Raw genomic sequence first — 21,567 nt, forward strand, 5'->3', positions numbered from 1 at the left:
CTTCTTAGTTAAATTTCATTATTACTTAGTTATATAAAACCATCCTTGTTCATCGATTACATTGTCTCCATCTAAATCGATTTGGTAATAGTAAGAGCCTACACTAAGTTGAGCTTTCCAATCATTTTTATAATTCACTTGCTCAAATACTTTTTTACCGTTACTGTCAAACACATATACTATTGAATTTGGATAGTTTTGAATATTTATAATTACCCATTCGTCATTAATTCCATCACCATTTGGAGTAAATACCTGAGATGGATTTATCTCAACTAAATCACAAACATCTCCTTTTCCATCTCCATCAATATCCTCTTGATTTGGATTAGCTATCAGAGGACAATTATCTTTGGTATCGCTAACACCATCTCCGTCTATATCCGATATTACAGTTATCTTAATATTAGATATTGCATTACCCCCTGTATTCGTAGCCGTTACTACATAAACGGTAGCAATAACCTCCTCTGTCGGTGTACCTGTAATGGCTCCCGTAGCGGTGTTCAAGCTCAAGCCTGTTGGTAATGCTGGACTTACTGAATAACTTGTTGGAGTACCTCCTACATTCGTAGGGGCTGCAATAGGGGTAATCGCTGTACCTTTGGTATAGGTAAACGGTGAACCAATATAAGTCAAGGCTGATGGCGCGATATCATTCACTGTGATACTTAAAGTAGCCGTGGTACTACCTCCTGTATTAGTAGCCGTAATAGTATACGTAGCTGAAGCAGTTACTGCTGTTGGTGTGCCTGTAATGGCTCCTGTAGCAGTGTTCAAGCTCAAGCCTGCTGGTAAAGCTGGTGATACTGAATAACTTGTTGGAGTACCTCCTACATTCGTAGGGGCTGCAATAGGGGTAATCGCTGTACCTTTGGTATAGGTAAACGGTGAACCTGTGTATGTAAGCGCCGACGGAGCTGGTGTAGAATTAATAACTACAAAAGCAAAAGCTGTTGAACTCACTCCATTATAATTAACATCGGAGGCAACCGTAACTACTACCTCATATGTACCAATATTTGTTGGTGCTGTAGTACTTGGTCCATAAGAGGTTGCTCCTGTACCCGTATAAGTGTAGGTTACTGTTCCTGTTGAACCTGTTATTGTAGCCGTAGGAGCTTGTATTGAACCAGTATAAGTAAAACTTGTTCCTGTAAAAGCAACAGTAGTATTGGCTTTACCAATCGTAAAGGCCAATGTTGGTGAAATAGCTCCTTCATAATCAGCATCAGCAGCCACCGTAGCTACTACCTCATATGTACCAGCGTTTATTGGTGCTATAGTACTTGGTCCATAAGAGGTTGTACCTGTTCCACTATACACATAAGTCACTGCCCCTGTAGAACCTGTTACTGTAGACGTTGATGGTCCTTGAGGGTTACCTGTATAAGTAAATACAGTTACGCCTGTTGCGGTAATAGTTGAGTTAGCTCTATTAACGGTGATGTTAATGCTTGCTGTAGTACTACCTCCTGTATTAGTAGCCGTAATAGTATACGTAGCTGAAGCAGTTACTGCTGTCGGTGTGCCTGTAATGGCTCCTGTAGCAGTATTCAAGCTCAAGCCTGCTGGTAATGCTGGCGATACTGAGTAGCTTGTTGGAGTACCTCCTGAGTTAGTTGGTGCTGCGATAGCCGTGATAGCAGTGCCTTTGGTATAGGTAAACGGTGAACCGGTGTACACTAAAGTAGTAGGTGCTGCATCATTAACAGTGATGTTAATAGTCGCTGTAGTACTACCTCCTGTATTAGTAGCCGTAATAGTATACGTAGCCGATGCGGTTACTGCAGTTGGTGTGCCTGTAATGGCTCCTGTAGCAGTATTCAAGCTCAAGCCTGCTGGTAATGCTGGTGATACTGAGTAGCTTGTTGGAGTACCTCCTGAGTTGGTAGGTGCTGCGATAGCCGTGATAGCCGTGCCTTTGGTATAGGTAAACGGTGAACCGGTGTACACTAAAGTAGTAGGTGCTGCATCATTAACAGTGATGTTAATAGTCGCTGTAGTACTACCTCCTGTATTAGTAGCCGTAATAGTATACGTAGCTGAAGCAGTTACTGCTGTTGGTGTGCCTGTAATGGCTCCTGTAGCGGTGTTCAAGCTCAAGCCTGCTGGTAAGGCTGGTGATACTGAGTAGCTCACTACTGTTCCACCACCATTAGTTGGTGCTGCAATCGGAGCGATCGCAGTTCCTTTGGTATAGGTAAACGGTGAACCGGTGTACACTAAAGTAGTAGGTGCTGCATCATTAACAGTGATGTTAATAGTCGCTGTAGTACTACCTCCTGTATTAGTAGCCGTAATAGTATACGTAGCCGATGCGGTTACTGCAGTTGGTGTGCCTGTAATGGCTCCTGTAGCAGTATTCAAGCTCAAGCCTGCTGGTAATGCTGGTGATACTGCATAGCTCACTACTGTTCCACCACCATTAGTTGGTGCTGCAATCGGAGCGATCGCAGTTCCTTTGGTATAGGTAAACGGTGAACCGGTGTACACTAAAGTAGTAGGTGCTGCATCATTAACAGTGATGTTAATAGTCGCTGTAGTACTACCTCCTGTATTAGTAGCCGTAATAGTATACGTAGCTGAAGCAGTTACTGCTGTTGGTGTGCCTGTAATGGCTCCTGTAGCAGTGTTCAAGCTCAAGCCTGCTGGTAATGCTGGCGATACTGAGTAGCTCACTACTGTTCCACCACCATTCGTAGGGGCTGCAATAGCCGTGATAGCGGTACCCTTGGTATAGGTAAACGGTGAACCGGTGTAGGCTAAAGTAGTAGGTGCTGCATCATTAACAGTGATGTTAATAGTCGCTGTAGTACTACCTCCTGTATTAGTAGCCGTAATAGTATACGTAGCTGAAGCAGTTACTGCTGTTGGTGTGCCTGTAATGGCTCCTGTAGCAGTGTTCAAGCTCAAGCCTGCTGGTAATGCTGGCGATACTGAGTAGCTCACTACTGTTCCACCACCATTCGTAGGGGCTGCAATAGCCGTAATAGCCGTGCCCTTGGTATAGGTAAACGGTGAACCGGTGTAGGCTAAAGTAGTAGGTGCTGCATCATTAACAGTGATGTTAATGCTGGCTGTTGTGCTTCCACCTGTGTTGGTAGCCGTAATCGTGTATGAAGCTGATGCGGTTACTGCAGTTGGTGTTCCTGTAATGGCTCCTGTAGCGGTGTTCAAGCTCAAGCCTGCTGGTAATGCTGGCGATACTGAGTAGCTCACTACTGTTCCACCACCATTCGTAGGGGCTGCAATAGCCGTAATAGCCGTGCCCTTGGTATAGGTAAACGGTGAACCGGTGTAGGCTAAAGTAGTAGGTGCTGCATCATTAACAGTGATGTTAATGCTGGCTGTTGTGCTTCCACCTGTGTTGGTAGCCGTAATCGTGTATGAAGCTGATGCGGTTACTGCAGTTGGTGTTCCTGTAATGGCTCCTGTAGCGGTGTTCAAGCTCAAGCCTGCTGGTAATGCTGGCGATACTGAGTAGCTTGTTGGAGTACCTCCTGAGTTGGTAGGTGCTGCAATAGCCGTGATAGCGGTACCCTTGGTATAGGTAAACGGTGAACCGGTGTAGGCTAAAGTAGTAGGTGCTGCATCATTAACAGTGATGTTAATAGTCGCTGTAGTACTACCTCCTGTATTAGTAGCCGTAATAGTATACGTAGCTGAAGCAGTTACTGCTGTTGGTGTGCCTGTAATGGCTCCTGTAGCAGTGTTCAAGCTCAAGCCTGCTGGTAATGCTGGCGATACTGCATAGCTAACTACTGTTCCACCACCATTCGTAGGGGCTGCAATAGCCGTAATAGCCGTGCCTTTGGTATAGGTAAACGGTGAACCGGTGTACGTAAGCGCCGATGGGGCGATATCTTTAACAGTGATGTTAATAGTCGCTGTAGTACTACCTCCTGTATTAGTAGCCGTAATAGTATACGTAGCCGATGCGGTTACTGCAGTTGGTGTTCCTGTAATGGCTCCTGTAGCGGTGTTCAAGCTCAAGCCTGCTGGTAATGCTGGCGATACTGAGTAGCTCACTACTGCTCCACCACCATTAGTTGGTGCTGCGATAGCCGTGATAGCCGTGCCTTTGGTATAGGTAAACGGTGAACCTGTGTAGGCTAAAGTAGTAGGTGCTGCATCATTCACAGTGATACTTAAAGTAGTCGTGGTGCTGCCTCCTGTATTAGTAGCCGTAATGGTATACGTAGCCGATGCGGTTACTGCAGTTGGTGTGCCTGTAATGGCTCCTGTAGCAGTGTTCAAGCTCAAGCCTGCTGGTAATGCTGGTGATACGGCATAGCTAACTACTGTTCCACCACCATTAGTTGGTGCTGCAATCGGAGCGATCGCAGTTCCTTTGGTATAGGTGAACGGTGAACCGGTGTAGGCTAAAGTAGTAGGTGCAATGTCATTAACAGTGATGTTAATAGTCGCTGTAGTACTACCTCCTGTATTAGTAGCCGTAATGGTATACGTAGCTGAAGCAGTTACTGCTGTTGGTGTGCCTGTAATGGCTCCTGTAGCAGTGTTCAAGCTCAAGCCTGCTGGTAATGCTGGTGATACTGAGTAGCTCACTACTGCTCCACCACCATTAGTTGGTGCTGCGATAGCCGTGATAGCCGTGCCTTTGGTATAGGTAAACGGTGAACCTGTGTAGGCTAAAGTAGTAGGTGCTGCATCATTCACAGTGATACTTAAAGTAGTCGTGGTGCTGCCTCCTGTATTAGTAGCCGTAATGGTATACGTAGCCGATGCGGTTACTGCAGTTGGTGTGCCTGTAATGGCTCCTGTAGCAGTATTCAAGCTCAAGCCTGCTGGTAATGCTGGTGATACTGAGTAGCTCACTACTGCTCCACCACCATTAGTTGGTGCTGCGATAGCCGTGATAGCCGTGCCTTTGGTATAGGTAAACGGTGAACCGGTGTACACTAAAGTAGTAGGTGCTGCATCATTAACAGTGATGTTAATAGTCGCTGTAGTACTACCTCCTGTATTAGTAGCCGTAATAGTATACGTAGCCGATGCGGTTACTGCAGTTGGTGTGCCTGTAATGGCTCCTGTAGCAGTATTCAAGCTCAAGCCTGCTGGTAATGCTGGTGATACTGAGTAGCTTGTTGGAGTACCTCCTGAGTTGGTAGGTGCTGCGATAGCCGTGATAGCCGTGCCTTTGGTATAGGTAAACGGTGAACCGGTGTACACTAAAGTAGTAGGTGCTGCATCATTAACAGTGATGTTAATAGTCGCTGTAGTACTACCTCCTGTATTAGTAGCCGTAATAGTATACGTAGCTGAAGCAGTTACTGCTGTTGGTGTGCCTGTAATGGCTCCTGTAGCGGTGTTCAAGCTCAAGCCTGCTGGTAAGGCTGGTGATACTGAGTAGCTCACTACTGTTCCACCACCATTAGTTGGTGCTGCAATCGGAGCGATCGCAGTTCCTTTGGTATAGGTAAACGGTGAACCGGTGTAGGCTAAAGTAGTAGGTGCTGCATCATTAACAGTGATGTTAATGCTGGCTGTTGTGCTTCCACCTGTGTTGGTAGCCGTAATCGTGTATGAAGCTGATGCGGTTACTGCAGTTGGTGTTCCTGTAATGGCTCCTGTAGCGGTGTTCAAGCTCAAGCCTGCTGGTAATGCTGGCGATACTGAGTAGCTCACTACTGTTCCACCACCATTCGTAGGGGCTGCAATAGCCGTAATAGCCGTGCCCTTGGTATAGGTAAACGGTGAACCGGTGTACACTAAAGTAGTAGGTGCTGCATCATTAACAGTGATGTTAATAGTCGCTGTAGTACTACCTCCTGTATTAGTAGCCGTAATAGTATACGTAGCCGATGCGGTTACTGCAGTTGGTGTTCCTGTAATGGCTCCTGTAGCGGTGTTCAAGCTCAAGCCTGCTGGTAATGCTGGCGATACTGAGTAGCTCACTACTGTTCCACCACCATTCGTAGGGGCTGCAATAGCCGTGATAGCGGTACCCTTGGTATAGGTAAACGGTGAACCGGTGTAGGCTAAAGTAGTAGGTGCTGCATCATTAACAGTGATGTTAATAGTCGCTGTAGTACTACCTCCTGTATTAGTAGCCGTAATAGTATACGTAGCTGAAGCAGTTACTGCTGTTGGTGTGCCTGTAATGGCTCCTGTAGCAGTGTTCAAGCTCAAGCCTGCTGGTAATGCTGGCGATACTGAGTAGCTCACTACTGTTCCACCACCATTCGTAGGGGCTGCAATAGCCGTAATAGCCGTGCCCTTGGTATAGGTAAACGGTGAACCGGTGTAGGCTAAAGTAGTAGGTGCTGCATCATTAACAGTGATGTTAATGCTGGCTGTTGTGCTTCCACCTGTGTTGGTAGCCGTAATCGTGTATGAAGCTGATGCGGTTACTGCAGTTGGTGTTCCTGTAATGGCTCCTGTAGCGGTGTTCAAGCTCAAGCCTGCTGGTAATGCTGGCGATACTGAGTAGCTCACTACTGTTCCACCACCATTCGTAGGGGCTGCAATAGCCGTAATAGCCGTGCCCTTGGTATAGGTAAACGGTGAACCGGTGTAGGCTAAAGTAGTAGGTGCTGCATCATTAACAGTGATGTTAATGCTGGCTGTTGTGCTTCCACCTGTGTTGGTAGCCGTAATCGTGTATGAAGCTGATGCGGTTACTGCTGTTGGTGTGCCTGTAATGGCTCCTGTAGCAGTGTTCAAGCTCAAGCCTGCTGGTAATGCTGGCGATACTGAGTAGCTCACTACTGTTCCACCACCATTCGTAGGGGCTGCAATAGCCGTGATAGCGGTACCCTTGGTATAGGTAAACGGTGAACCGGTGTAGGCTAAAGTAGTAGGTGCTGCATCATTAACAGTGATGTTAATAGTCGCTGTAGTACTACCTCCTGTATTAGTAGCCGTAATGGTATACGTAGCTGAAGCAGTTACTGCTGTTGGTGTGCCTGTAATGGCTCCTGTAGCAGTGTTCAAGCTCAAGCCTGCTGGTAATGCTGGCGATACTGAGTAGCTCACTACTGTTCCACCACCATTCGTAGGGGCTGCAATAGCCGTAATAGCCGTGCCCTTGGTATAGGTAAACGGTGAACCGGTGTAGGCTAAAGTAGTAGGTGCTGCATCATTAACAGTGATGTTAATAGTCGCTGTAGTACTACCTCCTGTATTAGTAGCCGTAATAGTATACGTAGCTGAAGCAGTTACTGCTGTTGGTGTGCCTGTAATGGCTCCTGTAGCAGTGTTCAAGCTCAAGCCTGCTGGTAATGCTGGCGATACTGAGTAGCTTGTTGGAGTACCTCCTGAGTTGGTAGGTGCTGCAATAGCCGTAATAGCCGTGCCTTTGGTATAGGTAAACGGTGAACCTGTGTACACTAAAGTAGTAGGTGCTGCATCATTAACAGTGATGTTAATAGTCGCTGTAGTACTACCTCCTGTATTAGTAGCCGTAATAGTATACGTAGCTGAAGCAGTTACTGCTGTTGGTGTGCCTGTAATGGCTCCTGTAGCAGTGTTCAAGCTCAAGCCTGCTGGTAATGCTGGCGATACTGAGTAGCTTGTTGGAGTACCTCCTGAGTTAGTTGGTGCTGCAATAGCCGTAATAGCCGTGCCTTTGGTATAGGTGAACGGTGAACCTGTGTACACTAAAGTAGATGGCGCAACATCATTAACAGTGATGTTAATGCTGGCTGTTGTGCTTCCACCTGTGTTGGTAGCCGTAATCGTGTATGAAGCTGATGTAGCTAACGCGCTCGGTGTTCCTGTAATGGCTCCTGTAGCGGTGTTCAAGCTCAAGCCTGCTGGTAAGGCTGGTGATACTGAGTAGCTTGTTGGAGTACCTCCTGAGTTGGTAGGTGCTGCGATAGCCGTGATAGCGGTACCCTTGGTATAGGTAAACGGTGAACCGGTGTAGGCTAAAGTAGTAGGTGCTGCATCATTCACAGTGATACTTAAAGTAGTCGTGGTGCTGCCTCCTGTATTAGTAGCCGTAATAGTATACGTAGCTGAAGCAGTTACTGCTGTTGGTGTGCCTGTAATGGCTCCTGTAGCAGTATTCAAGCTCAAGCCTGCTGGTAATGCTGGTGATACTGAGTAGCTTGTTGGAGTACCTCCTGAGTTGGTAGGTGCTGCGATAGCCGTGATAGCGGTACCCTTGGTATAGGTAAACGGTGAACCGGTGTACACTAAAGTAGTAGGTGCTGCATCATTAACAGTGATGTTAATAGTCGCTGTAGTACTACCTCCTGTATTAGTAGCCGTAATAGTATACGTAGCTGAAGCAGTTACTGCTGTTGGTGTGCCTGTAATGGCTCCTGTAGCGGTGTTCAAGCTCAAGCCTGCTGGTAAGGCTGGTGATACTGAGTAGCTCACTACTGTTCCACCACCATTAGTTGGTGCTGCAATCGGAGCGATCGCAGTTCCTTTGGTATAGGTAAACGGTGAACCGGTGTACACTAAAGTAGTAGGTGCTGCATCATTAACAGTGATGTTAATAGTCGCTGTAGTACTACCTCCTGTATTAGTAGCCGTAATAGTATACGTAGCCGATGCGGTTACTGCAGTTGGTGTGCCTGTAATGGCTCCTGTAGCAGTATTCAAGCTCAAGCCTGCTGGTAATGCTGGTGATACTGCATAGCTCACTACTGTTCCACCACCATTAGTTGGTGCTGCAATCGGAGCGATCGCAGTTCCTTTGGTATAGGTAAACGGTGAACCGGTGTACACTAAAGTAGTAGGTGCTGCATCATTAACAGTGATGTTAATAGTCGCTGTAGTACTACCTCCTGTATTAGTAGCCGTAATAGTATACGTAGCTGAAGCAGTTACTGCTGTTGGTGTGCCTGTAATGGCTCCTGTAGCAGTGTTCAAGCTCAAGCCTGCTGGTAATGCTGGCGATACTGAGTAGCTCACTACTGTTCCACCACCATTCGTAGGGGCTGCAATAGCCGTGATAGCGGTACCCTTGGTATAGGTAAACGGTGAACCGGTGTAGGCTAAAGTAGTAGGTGCTGCATCATTAACAGTGATGTTAATAGTCGCTGTAGTACTACCTCCTGTATTAGTAGCCGTAATGGTATACGTAGCTGAAGCAGTTACTGCTGTTGGTGTGCCTGTAATGGCTCCTGTAGCAGTGTTCAAGCTCAAGCCTGCTGGTAATGCTGGCGATACTGAGTAGCTCACTACTGTTCCACCACCATTCGTAGGGGCTGCAATAGCCGTAATAGCCGTGCCCTTGGTATAGGTAAACGGTGAACCGGTGTAGGCTAAAGTAGTAGGTGCTGCATCATTAACAGTGATGTTAATAGTCGCTGTAGTACTACCTCCTGTATTAGTAGCCGTAATAGTATACGTAGCTGAAGCAGTTACTGCTGTTGGTGTGCCTGTAATGGCTCCTGTAGCAGTGTTCAAGCTCAAGCCTGCTAGTAATGCTGGCGATACTGAGTAGCTTGTTGGAGTACCTCCTGAGTTGGTAGGTGCTGCAATAGCCGTAATAGCCGTGCCTTTGGTATAGGTAAACGGTGAACCTGTGTACACTAAAGTAGTAGGTGCTGCATCATTAACAGTGATGTTAATAGTCGCTGTAGTACTACCTCCTGTATTAGTAGCCGTAATAGTATACGTAGCTGAAGCAGTTACTGCTGTTGGTGTGCCTGTAATGGCTCCTGTAGCAGTGTTCAAGCTCAAGCCTGCTGGTAATGCTGGCGATACTGAGTAGCTTGTTGGAGTACCTCCTGAGTTAGTTGGTGCTGCAATAGCCGTAATAGCCGTGCCTTTGGTATAGGTGAACGGTGAACCTGTGTACACTAAAGTAGATGGCGCAACATCATTAACAGTGATGTTAATGCTGGCTGTTGTGCTTCCACCTGTGTTGGTAGCCGTAATCGTGTATGAAGCTGATGTAGCTAACGCGCTCGGTGTTCCTGTAATGGCTCCTGTAGCGGTGTTCAAGCTCAAGCCTGCTGGTAAGGCTGGTGATACTGAGTAGCTTGTTGGAGTACCTCCTGAGTTGGTAGGTGCTGCGATAGCCGTGATAGCGGTACCCTTGGTATAGGTAAACGGTGAACCGGTGTAGGCTAAAGTAGTAGGTGCTGCATCATTAACAGTGATGTTAATAGTCGCTGTAGTACTACCTCCTGTATTAGTAGCCGTAATAGTATACGTAGCTGAAGCAGTTACTGCTGTTGGTGTGCCTGTAATGGCTCCTGTAGCAGTATTCAAGCTCAAGCCTGCTGGTAATGCTGGTGATACTGAGTAGCTTGTTGGAGTACCTCCTGAGTTGGTAGGTGCTGCGATAGCCGTGATAGCGGTACCCTTGGTATAGGTAAACGGTGAACCGGTGTACACTAAAGTAGTAGGTGCTGCATCATTAACAGTGATGTTAATAGTCGCTGTAGTACTACCTCCTGTATTAGTAGCCGTAATAGTATACGTAGCTGAAGCAGTTACTGCTGTTGGTGTGCCTGTAATGGCTCCTGTAGCGGTGTTCAAGCTCAAGCCTGCTGGTAATGCTGGTGATACGGCATAGCTTGTTGGAGTACCTCCTGAGTTGGTAGGTGCTGCAATAGCCGTGATAGCGGTACCCTTGGTATAGGTAAACGGTGAACCGGTGTAGGCTAAAGTAGTAGGTGCTGCATCATTAACAGTGATGTTAATAGTCGCTGTAGTACTACCTCCTGTATTAGTAGCCGTAATAGTATACGTAGCTGAAGCAGTTACTGCTGTTGGTGTGCCTGTAATGGCTCCTGTAGCAGTGTTCAAGCTCAAGCCTGCTGGTAATGCTGGCGATACTGAGTAGCTCACTACTGTTCCACCACCATTCGTAGGGGCTGCAATAGCCGTAATAGCGGTACCTTTGGTATAGGTAAACGGTGAACCTGTGTACACTAAAGTAGATGGCGCAACATCATTAACAGTGATGTTAATGCTGGCTGTTGTGCTTCCACCTGTGTTGGTAGCCGTAATCGTGTATGAAGCTGATGTAGCTAACGCGCTCGGTGTTCCTGTAATGGCTCCTGTAGCGGTGTTCAAGCTCAAGCCTGCTGGTAAGGCTGGTGATACTGAGTAGCTCACTACTGCTCCACCACCATTAGTTGGTGCTGCGATAGCCGTGATAGCCGTGCCTTTGGTATAGGTAAACGGTGAACCTGTGTACACTAAAGTAGATGGCGCAACATCATTCACAGTGATGTTAATAGTTGCTGTAGTACTACCTCCTGTATTAGTAGCCGTAATCGAATAAGTAGCTGATGCACTTACTGCTGTCGGTGTGCCTGTAATGGCTCCTGTAGCGGTGTTCAAGCTCAAGCCTGCTGGTAAGGCTGGTGATACTGAGTAGCTCACTACTGCTCCACCACCATTAGTTGGTGCTGCAATCGGAGCGATCGCAGTTCCTTTGGTATAGGTAAACGGTGAACCGGTGTACGTAAGCGCCGATGGGGCGATATCTTTAACAGTGATGTTAATAGTCGCTGTAGTACTACCTCCTGTATTAGTAGCCGTAATGGTATACGTAGCTGAAGCAGTTACTGCTGTCGGTGTGCCTGTAATGGCTCCTGTAGCAGTATTCAAGCTCAAGCCTGCTGGTAATGCTGGCGATACTGAGTAGCTTGTTGGAGTACCTCCTGAGTTAGTTGGTGCTGCGATAGCCGTGATAGCAGTGCCTTTGGTATAGGTAAACGGTGAACCGGTGTAGGCTAAAGTAGTAGGTGCTGCATCATTCACAGTGATGTTAATAGTTGCTGTAGTACTACCTCCTGTATTAGTAGCCGTAATCGTGTATGAAGCTGATGTAGCTAACGCGCTCGGTGTTCCTGTAATGGCTCCTGTAGCGGTGTTCAAGCTCAAGCCTGCTGGTAAGGCTGGTGATACTGAGTAGCTCACTACTGCTCCACCACCATTAGTTGGTGCTGCAATCGGAGCGATCGCAGTTCCTTTGGTATAGGTGAACGGTGAACCTGTGTACACTAAAGTAGATGGCGCAACATCATTCACAGTGATGTTAATGCTTGCAGATGTGCTACCAAATCCATTAGTAGCCGTAATCGAGTAAGTAGCTGATGCACTTACTGCCGTCGGTGTGCCTGTAATGGCTCCTGTAGCAGTGTTCAAGCTCAAGCCTGCTGGTAATGCTGGTGATACTGCGTAGCTTGTTGGAGTACCACCTGTACTGCTAGGCGCTGCAACCGGAGTGATCGCAGTGTTTCTTGTGTACGTGAACGGTGAACCTGTGTAAACTAAATTTGAAGGTGACAATGAATAAAAGACACCCTGATTACCTTCTAAAGTCTGTTTGTCAACTGTTGATAAAATCTGAGAGAAAACAATAGATTCACTAATGAAACCTTCACTAGCAAATGTTTGTAAAGAACCATTATTATCAAATGCACCAATTGTAAACCTTCCTGAGGGATTTTCTATAGCTGAAGTTTCTCCTGAATCTATGGTAGACTGACTACCATTTAAAAATAATCTTGTTAAATTAGAATTAACCCCAGAGGCCTCTTGTGTTAAGGATACTATATTAAGACTATTTGCCGTAACAAAAGAGTTAGATGTCAAATTAGCAACATTTCTCTTTGACGCAATTAGATTTCCTCCAACTCCAATTCTAAAGCCGATACCATTTCCTGAGCCCATATGAGACATACCCAGGTTACTAGTAGTTAAATTATCAAGTCCTGCAACATTAATAATACTAGCTGGTAAACCTATTGAAGCACTTGTATTTTGAAGGTAGGTCACAACAGTAGCAGGCAAATAAACAACAGGCTTACCTGCTCTTGTAATCAAACTACCATTGGTTATAATACTAGGCTGATTTGATGTAGTTGCTTGGGAAATATCTCTGCTATTTCCACTTTGATCATACCAAATAGCAACAGTTGCACTAATAGAACCTGATATAATCGAGCTTAAAGTATTACCACCATTTATACCCGTAGACGTAGAATTAAATGTAGAATAAGCAGCTGATATAGGCGAAGAGGTTGAGAAAGATTTACTTGCTGTGTTATCTGGATAAACATCATAATAATTTGTCCCTACTGTTATACGAACTAATGGTCCATTATAGGTACTGCTTAACTTTCTTAATGAATATGCAGCTGATGAAGGTGTCGATGAACTCAAACCTGCTAAATCAAGTGCAATGTCATTTACAGCAATACTTATTGTAGCTGTCGTACTTCCTCCTGTGTTCGTAGCCGTAATCGAATAAGTAGCTGATGCACTTACTGCTGTCGGTGTGCCTGTAATGGCTCCTGTAGCGGTGTTCAAGCTCAAGCCTGCTGGTAATGCTGGTGATACTGAGTAGCTCACTACTGCTCCACCACCATTAGTTGGTGCTGCGATAGCCGTGATAGCCGTGCCTTTGGTATAGGTAAACGGTGAACCTGTGTAGGCTAAAGTAGTAGGTGCAATGTCATTAACAGTGATGTTAATAGTTGCTGTAGTACTACCTCCTGTATTAGTAGCCGTAATCGTGTATGAAGCTGATGTAGCTAACGCGCTCGGTGTTCCTGTAATGGCTCCTGTAGCAGTGTTCAAGCTCAAGCCTGCTGGTAAGGCTGGTGATACTGAGTAGCTCACTACTGTTCCACCACCATTAGTTGGTGCTGCGATAGCCGTGATAGCAGTGCCTTTGGTATAGGTAAACGGTGAACCGGTGTACGTAAGCGCCGATGGGGCGATATCTTTAACAGTGATGTTAATAGTCGCTGTAGTACTACCTCCTGTATTAGTAGCCGTAATAGTATACGTAGCTGAAGCAGTTACTGCTGTTGGTGTGCCTGTAATGGCTCCTGTAGCAGTGTTCAAGCTCAAGCCTGCTGGTAATGCTGGTGATACGGCATAGCTTGTTGGAGTACCTCCTGAGTTGGTAGGTGCTGCAATAGCCGTGATAGCGGTACCCTTGGTATAGGTAAACGGTGAACCGGTGTAGGCTAAAGTAGTAGGTGCTGCATCATTAACAGTGATGTTAATAGTCGCTGTAGTACTACCTCCTGTATTAGTAGCCGTAATAGTATACGTAGCTGAAGCAGTTACTGCTGTTGGTGTGCCTGTAATGGCTCCTGTAGCAGTGTTCAAGCTCAAGCCTGCTGGTAATGCTGGCGATACTGAGTAGCTCACTACTGTTCCACCACCATTCGTAGGGGCTGCAATAGCCGTAATAGCCGTGCCCTTGGTATAGGTAAACGGTGAACCGGTGTAGGCTAAAGTAGTAGGTGCTGCATCATTAACAGTGATGTTAATAGTCGCTGTAGTACTACCTCCTGTATTAGTAGCCGTAATAGTATACGTAGCTGAAGCAGTTACTGCTGTTGGTGTGCCTGTAATGGCTCCTGTAGCAGTGTTCAAGCTCAAGCCTGCTGGTAATGCTGGCGATACTGCATAGCTAACTACTGTTCCACCACCATTCGTAGGGGCTGCAATAGCCGTAATAGCCGTGCCTTTGGTATAGGTAAACGGTGAACCGGTGTACGTAAGCGCCGATGGGGCGATATCTTTAACAGTGATGTTAATAGTCGCTGTAGTACTACCTCCTGTATTAGTAGCCGTAATAGTATACGTAGCTGAAGCAGTTACTGCTGTTGGTGTTCCTGTAATGGCTCCTGTAGCGGTGTTCAAGCTCAAGCCTGCTGGTAATGCTGGCGATACTGAGTAGCTCACTACTGCTCCACCACCATTAGTTGGTGCTGCGATAGCCGTGATAGCCGTGCCTTTGGTATAGGTAAACGGTGAACCTGTGTAGGCTAAAGTAGTAGGTGCTGCATCATTCACAGTGATACTTAAAGTAGTCGTGGTGCTGCCTCCTGTATTAGTAGCCGTAATGGTATACGTAGCCGATGCGGTTACTGCAGTTGGTGTGCCTGTAATGGCTCCTGTAGCAGTGTTCAAGCTCAAGCCTGCTGGTAATGCTGGTGATACGGCATAGCTAACTACTGTTCCACCACCATTAGTTGGTGCTGCAATCGGAGCGATCGCAGTTCCTTTGGTATAGGTGAACGGTGAACCTGTGTACACTAAAGTAGATGGCGCAACATCATTAACAGTGATGTTAATGCTGGCTGTTGTGCTTCCACCTGTGTTGGTAGCCGTAATCGTGTATGAAGCTGATGTAGCTAACGCGCTCGGTGTTCCTGTAATGGCTCCTGTAGCGGTGTTCAAGCTCAAGCCTGCTGGTAAGGCTGGTGATACTGAGTAGCTCACTACTGCTCCACCACCATTAGTTGGTGCTGCGATAGCCGTGATAGCCGTGCCTTTGGTATAGGTAAACGGTGAACCTGTGTACACTAAAGTAGATGGCGCAACATCATTCACAGTGATGTTAATAGTTGCTGTAGTACTACCTCCTGTATTAGTAGCCGTAATCGTGTATGAAGCTGATGTAGCTAACGCGCTCGGTGTTCCTGTAATGGCTCCTGTAGCGGTGTTCAAGCTCAAGCCTGCTGGTAAGGCTGGTGATACTGAGTAGCTCACTACTGCTCCACCACCATTAGTTGGTGCTGCAATCGGAGCGATCGCAGTTCCTTTGGTATAGGTAAACGGTGAACCGGTGTACGTAAGCGCCGATGGGGCGATATCTTTAACAGTGATGTTAATAGTCGCTGTAGTACTACCTCCTGTATTAGTAGCCGTAATGGTATACGTAGCTGAAGCAGTTACTGCTGTCGGTGTGCCTGTAATGGCTCCTGTAGCAGTATTCAAGCTCAAGCCTGCTGGTAATGCTGGCGATACTGAGTAGCTTGTTGGAGTACCTCCTGAGTTAGTTGGTGCTGCGATAGCCGTGATAGCAGTGCCTTTGGTATAGGTAAACGGTGAACCGGTGTAGGCTAAAGTAGTAGGTGCTGCATCATTCACAGTGATACTTAAAGTAGTCGTGGTGCTGCCTCCTGTATTAGTAGCCGTAATGGTATACGTAGCCGATGCGGTTATTGCTGTCGGTGTACCTGTAATGGCTCCTGTAGCAGTGTTCAAGCTCAAGCCTGCTGGTAATGCTGGTGATACTGAGTAGCTAACAATTGGACCTCCTGCATTTGTAGGCGCTGCAATCGGTGTGATCGCAGTGTTTCTTGTGTACGTGAACGGTGAACCAATATAGGTAAGCGCTGATGGTGCTAAATCAGTAACAGAATAATAAACCCCTTGATTTGTCTCTAACAAAGTTCTACTAACCGTGCTTGGGAATGCTATAAATTCAGAAATAGTTCCATTCAATGGAAAAGTTCCACCTGGTGCATTAAATAATGTAATATTGTTACTAGAACCTGTCGCTGTGCTAGCAGAAGAACTAGCTATTTGTGTTCCATTTGAATATAGTAAACCTGTCGGAAAAACTGCTGAATAGATTCTTAAGTTTGATGTTGCTTCTGATGCTGAAGTAGAAATAACAGTAGCTCCATTAGCTAAAGCTTCAAAATTATCACTAGGATTCAATCTAAAATAGGACAATGGTCCTGCTTGTTGCATGAATGCAGAGTATGTTGAGGAAGCCGTCCCCGAACGACCTACTATACTTACTTGATTCATCGTTACAGGTGATACAGGCGATACATCTAATCTTGTGAAAGAAGCAACAGATGAAAGTATACTCGGTCTATTATTCATCTTTATTACTGCTCCTGATGCTGCAATTTGTGGTTGGCTTGATAAAGTAGTATTGCTTAGATGATTACCATAACCACTTTGATCATACCAGGTATCAACATAACCATTACCATTTCCTAAATTTACAAAAGATACTAATGAAGCCTCATCTAAATTATCTCCAACAAAACCAATATCAAGTGTGTTGTTCAAACTATTACGTACTTTAATTGCACTACCAGTATAAGAAGAACTAAGTTTACGCAAAGAATAGGCTAAACTTGCTTTTACTGGTGATGAGTTTAGCCCAATTTTATCTAATACAATGGCACCAATTTCAATGTTGATATTAGCTGTGGCACTTCCTCCTGTATTAATTGCTGTAATCGTGTAAGATGTTGAAGCTGTTACTGCAGTCGGAGTTCCTGTAATAGCACCTGTAGCTGTATTCAAGCTTAAACCTGCTGGCAAGCTTGGACTTACTGAATAACTTGTAGGTGTACCTCCACCATTGGTAGGGGCTGCAATCGCGGTAATAGCAGTTCCTTTACCAAAAAGGAAGACAGAACCAGAATAAGTCAATGCAGAGGGTGCCACATCATTAACAGTGATGTTAATGCTTGCTGTAGTACTACCTCCAATATTAGTAGCCGTAATCGTGTAAGAAGCTGAAGCCGTTATTGCTGTTGGTATTCCTGTAATAGAACCTGTAACGGTATTCAAGGCTAAACCGGCTGGTAAAGCTGGGCTTACAGAGTAGCTTGTTGGGGTACCTCCAGAATTCGTAGGGGCTGCAATTGCTGCAATCGCAGTACCTTTTGTATAGGTAAACGTTGAACCTGAATAGGATAGATTCGAAGGAGGTAAAGAATAGTAAACAGATTGACTAGAATTTACACTTGTTCTGTTAGTAGAGGTAAAAGCTTGATCAAAAATAACAACTTCAGAAAGGCTACCTGTCCAACCTTCAGTTGTATTAGCCGTATGACCAAAAATACGTACCCTTGAAGCCCCAAAACTACCTGTTGATGAAACAACAGAACCTGTTACACCATTAACATACATCGTACTATTACTACCATCATATACACTCGTTGCAGTAAATAAGGTATTAAGTAAAACTGTAGAGGATCCATTAGCCAGTGAATTTCTATAAGATAAAATAGCATTAAGTGCGCCATTTCTACCAAGAAAAGTAGAAGTAATACTATTAAAATCGGATGCACCTGAACTTGCAGCCAATGAAATCAAACGACCCGAATTAGATGTTCCTGATTGCATTGCGGCAACAACATTTGTAACTAATGAATTAGTTGAAATAGTAGTAGATAAATCTAAAAATTGACTATTCGCGGTGGTAGTTATCGTAGGCTTATTATTGAATAGTTCTAGAACCCCTGCATTAACAATACGAGGTTGATTTGCGTTTGTATTATTCGTTGCATTATTGCCATTTCCTGACTGATCATACCACGTTACAACAAAACCACTACTACCTCCAATAAATGTAGTCAAAGCAGTTTGATTTAGATTACCAGAAAGATCAAATCCTATGTCCTGAGTAGCGTTATCACTACTACGTCTTACAAGAATAGCTGCTCCAGAATAATCAGAAACTAATTTACGTAAGGAATAGGCTACTTTTGCTTTAGGATCTGAATTAGAAAAACCTAATTTATCAAGAGTGAATTCTCCTACTGTAAGTGTGAAAGTAGCCGTGTAGGACCCTTCCAAATTAACTCCTGTTACTGAATAGGTTGTTGAACTTAATAAAGCAGTAGGAGTTCCAGTTATAGCCCCAGTGGAGGTACTAAAGCTCAATCCTGAAGGTAGACTAGGATTAATGGAAAAAGTTGGAGTAGATGAAGCTACAACAGTAGGTACTAAATTAACAACACTAATATTTCTTGCGTAGGTAGATGGTTGACTATAGGTAATTGATAATTTATCTTTTACAGCTAATTCAAATGTGGTACTTCCTGACCCTCCAGAGTTTGTTGCTGTGACGGTATAAGTAGTGCTATTGCTTAATTCTGTAGGTGAACCTGTAATTATCCCAGTTGTAGAATTTAAACTCAAACCAGATGGCAAACTAGGCGATATAATATAAGAGGCAGATGCGAATCCGTTTTTTGTAGGAGATAATGTAGCAGATGTGTTAAGGAGAAAATTAAAATTTGAATAACTAATTACAGGGACAACATCATTAACAGTAAGGGTAACAGTTGAACTACTTGTTCCAAAAGCATTAGTTGCTAGAATAGTATAAATCTTCGAAGCCTCAATTGTTGAGGGCGTCCCTGATATAACCCCTGTTCTAGAATTTAACTGTAAACCCGTTGGTAGAGTGGGTGTTATAGTATAATTAACATTACCATTTGCTGAAACGGGAATTAAATTAGCAATTGCCGTATTAACTGTATAAGCTGTTGGCGAAGTGTAACTTATTGACGGGGCTAAGTTATAATAAGCACCTTGGTTATTTTCGAGAGTTTGTCTATTTGAAGTATTTAGTGCAGAATTAAATATAATAACCTCTGATGATGTACCAGAAAAACCGCCAAATTGTGTTGCCAATCCACCAAATAGACGACCAGCACTAATAGCAAAAGCGTTCGTAATGGCAGAACTCGTACCTACTATTCCATTAGCATAAATAGTTGAATTAGATCCATCATAAATACTAGTACCCGAATATTGCTTATCCGAATTCACGTCAATTGAAGCTCTTGACAAATACACCCGTGTGGAAGTTAAACTACCACCTATACTTAAACCAACAAAACCTGAACTGGAAACTTCGTCGACACCTATACTCGATGAAAGCGAAACTAATTTACCAGAAGCCAATGTATTTCCTGCAACAAAATTGGTTGTTAATAATGAATTAGAAATAGCTATAGAAAAATCTAAATATTGTGAACTAGTGGTTGTCTTGATAACAGGCTTTCCATTAAAAACATCAATTACCCCCCCACTTGCAATACGTGGTTGATTAGCAGGAATTAAATTAGTAGCATCTTTATTATTTCCAGATTGATCGTACCAAGTAACGATGTAAGCATCACTACTACCCACAAAATCCCTTAATGAAGTTTGGTTTAAATTTCCTGATGCATCAAAACCAATATCCATTATAAAATCATCACTACTTCTACGAACTTTTATAGCAGGACCGTCATAATCACTTGACAATTTACGTAATGAATAAGCTACCTTAGGTTTAGGATCAGATGCAGAATACCCTAAATTATCCAATGCAAACTCCCCAACTGTTAAAACAACCGTAGTAGAAGCTGACCCTTGTGCATTTGTTCCAGTAATTGTATAGCTAGTAGGTGTTTGGGTAGCAGATGGAGTTCCTGTAATAGCACCGGTGGATGAATTAAATGACAATCCTGAGGGAAGCGAAGGATTAATTGTAAATGTAGCCGTACTAGAAGTAACTACTGTAGGCACCAAATTAACTACACTACTATTTTTAAGATAGGTGCGAGGCTGAACATAGCTTATCCCTATAACGGCAGAAACACTTAAATCAAAACTGGCTGTCCTGGTCCCAATAGCGTTAGTTGCAGTCACAGTATAGGTTGTCAAAGTACTAGAACCGATCGGCGTGCCACTAATAGCTCCAGTAGAAGTATTCAAATTTAACCCAGCTGGTAAGTTTGGACTTATGACATAAGTACCCACAAATCCGTTAGTAGTGGGTGTTAAAGTAGCACTCGTATTGGTTAACAAATTCCTATTTGCATAACTAAATTGAGGAATAACATTTTTTACTTCAATAGTTAAATTAGCTGTTTTACTACCAAAACCATTTGTAGCCGTCACAGTGTAAGTTGCACTTGCAGTTATGGTTGTTGGGGTTCCGGATATAATACCATTATTAGCATTAATAGATAAGCCCAAAGGTAAGGCAGGAGAAATAGTATAATTTGTAGCTGAACCTCCAGTAATTGTAGGGGATAAATTTGAAATCGTATTGTTAACTGAAAAAGAGTTAAGACTAGTATAACTCAAAGTGGCAGGGGCTAGACCAAAATAGGTAGATTGATTCGCTTCAACTGTTTGTCTGTCAGTAGAACTAATAATGTTAGGGAACAACACAAATTCACTTGTAAATGAATTACTTGAAGCTCCTACACCGTCAAATGAACCTATGGCTAAAGCGCCAGAGGCTGTTAATGGAGTACTAGTTGCTCCAGCGGTAATCGTTGCTTGTGTACCATTTAGGAAAATTTGAGTAGAAGTCGCATTTGCTGGCGATGTCATTACAATTGAATTTAATACATCAGCATTTATAAATGCATTTGTAGGCATTGAGGCCTGACCTCTTTTAGAGCCACCCAAAGATCCCGAAGGACTTAAACTTAATGTTAACCCATTGGAAAGTTCCCCAGATTGAAAAACGGAATGAGTACTTGATCCATCCACTGAAACATTCCCAGATACAGCAATTACAGAGTTAGGCACCGCAACCAATGAAGCAGCAGTAGAAGCTCTCAAGAAAGTACCTGACTCATAAAATAATACAGGCCTTCCTGATTTTATAATTAAATTTCCTGCTAAAACAACTACAGGTTGATTTGCTAATGTAGTTTGACTTAAATTAATGCCGTTTCCAGACTGGTCATATAATGTGGAAACATAACCATTTCCAGATGGTCCCACAAAGTCCAATAAAGCTTGTTGATTTAAATTACCTGAGGCATCAAAACCTATATCTTGTGTAACATTATCCGAACTACGTCGAACTTGGATAGCAGCACCAGTATACGAAGAACTCAATTTACGAAGAGAGTAAGCCACTCGTGCAGGAGTAGTTGAAGTTAAACCAAGATTACCAAGTGTATTCTGTGAATAACTAAAAACACTTAATAACAAAAATAAAACTATTAAGAAACTCTTATTTTTACTAAATAAGACATTGTAGGTGTTGTAATTCATAGAAACTATTTTAAAAATAAATTTCTACAAAAGTACTTTTAGCTTAAAATT

1 protein-coding gene is annotated in these 21,567 nt (G+C 44.1%); it reads right to left on the reverse strand.

Going from position 1 to position 21,567, the window contains the following annotated elements; genetic code table 11:
• Positions 1 to 21: 21 nt before the first annotated feature.
• Positions 22 to 21,516, reverse strand: coding sequence for a putative Ig domain-containing protein (locus tag MG292_RS09905; RefSeq protein ID WP_264532891.1), 21,495 nt, complete (start codon positions 21,514 to 21,516; stop codon positions 22 to 24).
• Positions 21,517 to 21,567: the final 51 nt, after the last annotated feature.

Source organism: Flavobacterium keumense (genome assembly GCF_029866485.1).
Classification (GTDB): Bacteria; Bacteroidota; Bacteroidia; order Flavobacteriales; family Flavobacteriaceae; genus Flavobacterium; species Flavobacterium keumense.

Bases quoted from the DNA above. Each gene is read 5' to 3' on its own strand.
- MG292_RS09905 (WP_264532891.1), bottom strand. From the start codon at position 21,516: ATGAATTACAACACCTACAATGTCTTATTTAGTAAAAATAAGAGTTTC.